The following is a 3,397-nucleotide window of genomic DNA, read 5'->3' as shown; positions in this document are numbered from 1 at the left end:
GTTCGGGGTTTGTTAGGCCATAATGACTGGCAAAACCAGAGATTCGGTCGCCTTGTGCAGGTCAAAGCCTGAGTTGCCCATCGAATTTTAGACCTAACTCCTCGGAATTTGAGAACTCTATCAACATGCGATTACCCTGACCGAGATAGGCTTTATCCATTACTAGGCTCAATTGAAGTTGGCTGTATAAGCTATATGCTGTCAGGGTTTCCTCTTTAACTACTCTCTGCTTCATTATTTCTTAACAAAAAGTCTCTTAATCACGAGGTTAAACCTGATTTCGGAAATTAAAAAGTTTAGGGAATTCAATCTGACTTTTTTCATAATCTTGGGGGATGCCTATGTCAATAAAATATTCGTCAGAAATAAAGCCATACATATGAATTTTCTCGGTATAAACTTTTAGAAAGTCGTCCTCAAAAGAAAATTTTGATGGCAGATCAAAGCCAGACAATATTTTTTTTTCTACACAATATATGCCGCCATTAATATAGCCCTTATCTTGATATTTTTTGGATTCAAACCCGATAATTTTTTGGTCATCATCTAGCAGAACATTATTATAACGATCAAAGTCAGTTAGGGGCTTCAGAGCAAGGGTTATCAGGGATTTTTTTTGATTATGTAAATTAATTAGGGCGGATAAATTGACATTAAACAAGGTATCTCCGTTAACAATTAATGCTTGTTCAGTTTCAATTTTATTTAAGGCCAACCGGAGCGCTCCTCCAGTTCCCAAGGGTGTATCTTCTATCAGATAAGTCAGTTCGTATTCCTTGTAATTATCGCCAAAATGATCGATAATTTTCTGATATTCATAGCCAACAGAAACTAAAAATTTGTTGCTAATTTTTTGAGAGATTAGGTAATCTAATAGATATTCTAAAAAAGGCCTGTCGGCAACGGGAGCCATGGGTTTTGGTAAAGTGTTGATTACTGATCGCAACCGGGTTCCTAACCCACCTGCCAGAATAATTACGTCCATAGATACACCTCAAAAATCTGAATTATTGCCAATCTTTTAAAAACTATTTTTAGGGTTATAGGGATAATCCTTCCCCATCGAGCCTTGGCTTGTTATAATGTCCATGCTTGGGTTCCGTATTTAGTAAAATGAAAATTAATCACTTGGCCTCCTGCTGCTTTCAAAGCTTTAGTTACTTCGATTTTCTTGGTAGGATCGACCATAAAGATAATAAAACCACCGCCACCGGCTCCCGATATTTTGCCCGAATAGGCCCCGGTTTCCCTCGCTACCTGATAAATGTGATCGATCTGCGGATTACTAATTAATTTGGATAATTTCTTTTTCGCTTCCCAAGAAGTTCTCAGAATTTCTGCTATCCCCATAAAATCTGATTTAAGCAGTGCTTCTTTAAAGAGAATTGCCTCTTTTTTGAGTTGATGGGTAGCGGCGATCGCCTGCTCATTTTTTTCTTGGACATTCTGAATTTGATCCTCAATGACTTGAGATGAGTAGCGAGAAATGCCTGTATAGTAGAGAATCAAAGAGACTTCCAATTCATTGATCACCCAATTTTTAATTCTCAAAGGATTAACTATGACTCGATCTTGTTCATAAAATTCCATAAAATTAAAGCCGCCAAAAGTGGCAGCGTACTGATCCTGTTTACCCCCCAACCAGCCTAGGTCAATTCGTTCGATTTCGTAGGCTAAATGGGCGATATCGTACTCGCCTAGGGGTAATTTTAACAGTTCCACAAAGGCTTTAACTATGGCCACGGCTAGGGTAGAAGAAGAACCCAATCCCGAACCAGCCGGCGCATCGGAAAAGGTGGTGATTTGCAGCGGCAAAGGTTGCCCTTGATTAAAGTCTTTAATCAAACGATTATAGACCGCTTTGTGCAGATCGAGAACGCCGTTATAGGGGAGAGGAAACTGAAGGGTTTCTATTTGTTGTTCTCCCCGATCGGCGGCAACAAAAATGACTTGTTTGTCAGTAATTTCCGTGACTGTACAGTAGGCATAGAGATCGATAGTAGCGTTGAGAACGTAACCTCCATAAAGACTACAGTAAGGCTCGACATCGGTGCCGCCACCACCTAAACCTAATCTTAAAGGAGCTTTGGTTCTGATAATCATGGGTATGCTGTTTCGGTTGATTTTTTGCTAGGAGATTTTAGTTGGGAAAGAGCGCTTCTTCGATCGCTAAACAAATAGTATGAAGAACAAAACCATGACCTTCTTGAATGCGCGGGGTACTGGTGCTAGGAATCATCAAACAATAATCGGTTTTTTCCTCTAGAGCTAATCCCTTCCCCCCAGTTAAACCGATGCTAGTGAGACCTTTTACTTGACAAACTTTGAGAGCTTGATGGATATTGGCGGAATTTCCCGAAGTGGAAATACCGATAAACACATCGCCGGGGTTTCCTTCCGCTTCTATCTGGCGGCTAAAAATATATTCGTAACCATAATCGTTAGCGATCGCTGTTAAACTGGCGATATCGCTATTGAGGACGCGAACTGGCAAAGACTGTCTTTCTTTCAGAAATCGGCCGTGCAGCTCACCGCCAAAATGGATAAGCTAAACGGCGCTTAACCTGCATGATCCAATAGCTATAACCCTTTTGGAGTCTATATCGGTGATCCGAAGTAAAAGCCGTTTAGCTTAGCATCGGCTGCACTGCCCCCATTACCAGCGACTAATACTTTGTGGTTGTTGCGATAAGCATGGATACATACTTGGCAAATCTCTTGGATTTTTTCTAGATATTTTGTCTCAGTTAGTAGGGTTTTCTTCAGGTTATAAGCTTCTTCCAATTCGGTCTTGATTAAAATTGACAGAGAGGGATCGCTCTGGAAACTATCCAATTTTTTGTTTGATTTTTCCACCATTCGCATAGGTTTGATTTTCCAATTTTTATTAGTTGAATAAATTTAACTCTCAATCATTCTGTCATTACATTGAATAGTATCAAAAGACCAGAATCGCTGTCCATTAATTGGGTACAAAAACCCTAGCATGGTAGAATTGATCACGGGACAAGAAAAACAGGCCAATGATAGTTCTAGAGAAACCTAGAGCGATCGAGTCAAAAGAGTGATCTTTTGCCAGTTATTCTGGGAATATACCACAAACGCCCCAACCTTAGCACAATTTGTTTTGTTTGTAAATAAATTTTTGATGTATTCTGGCCGGAATGGGGGATTTCTGAGCGGGGGATTCAACCTTTGCCAGTCTTGGCCTTTTGTTTGGCCCAACAAAAATGTTAACAATTCATGACAATACTGCTGATAAGCTTTTACGCATTTAAGTTACATTAACAGCATTACCCTTATTTTTAAGCTTTCTACTCCATTTAATAATCAATCCCCCTTCATTTAAAAGCTGATTGACTACTTTTTCCAGTTCTTCTTTATTTTCAAATTCTCG

General features: G+C 39.6%; 2 protein-coding genes and 2 pseudogenes. All 4 read right to left on the bottom strand.

Translation table 11 applies throughout. The features are described from left to right. Positions 1–268 precede the first annotated feature (268 nt). The gene (locus tag IM322_RS18400; RefSeq protein WP_287675782.1) at positions 269–985 is read right to left on the bottom strand and encodes a nucleotidyltransferase family protein; all 717 of its coding nucleotides are present in this window, start codon (positions 983–985) and stop codon (positions 269–271) included. Positions 986–1,077: 92 nt separating this feature from the next. Continuing rightward, complete coding sequence (locus IM322_RS18395; protein ID WP_287077673.1) at positions 1,078–2,103, bottom strand: GHMP family kinase ATP-binding protein; 1,026 nt, start codon at positions 2,101–2,103, stop codon at positions 1,078–1,080. 37 nt (positions 2,104–2,140) lie between these two features. Beyond that, positions 2,141–2,865, bottom strand: a pseudogene (locus tag IM322_RS23495) (D-sedoheptulose-7-phosphate isomerase). Between the two features lie 409 nt (positions 2,866–3,274). After that, a pseudogene (locus IM322_RS18380) lies at positions 3,275–3,397 on the bottom strand (IS630 family transposase); the annotation flags it as partial.

Source organism: Microcystis sp. M109S1, assembly GCF_020247025.1.
Lineage (GTDB): Bacteria > Cyanobacteriota > Cyanobacteriia > Cyanobacteriales > Microcystaceae > Microcystis.
This window is presented reverse-complemented; position numbering and strand designations above follow the sequence as displayed.

Coding starts and splice junctions, on each gene's coding strand:
- IM322_RS18395 (WP_287077673.1), bottom strand. CDS start 2,103: ATGATTATCAGAACCAAAGCTCCTTTAAGATTAGGTTTAGGTGGTGGC.
- IM322_RS18400 (WP_287675782.1), bottom strand. CDS start 985: ATGGACGTAATTATTCTGGCAGGTGGGTTAGGAACCCGGTTGCGATCA.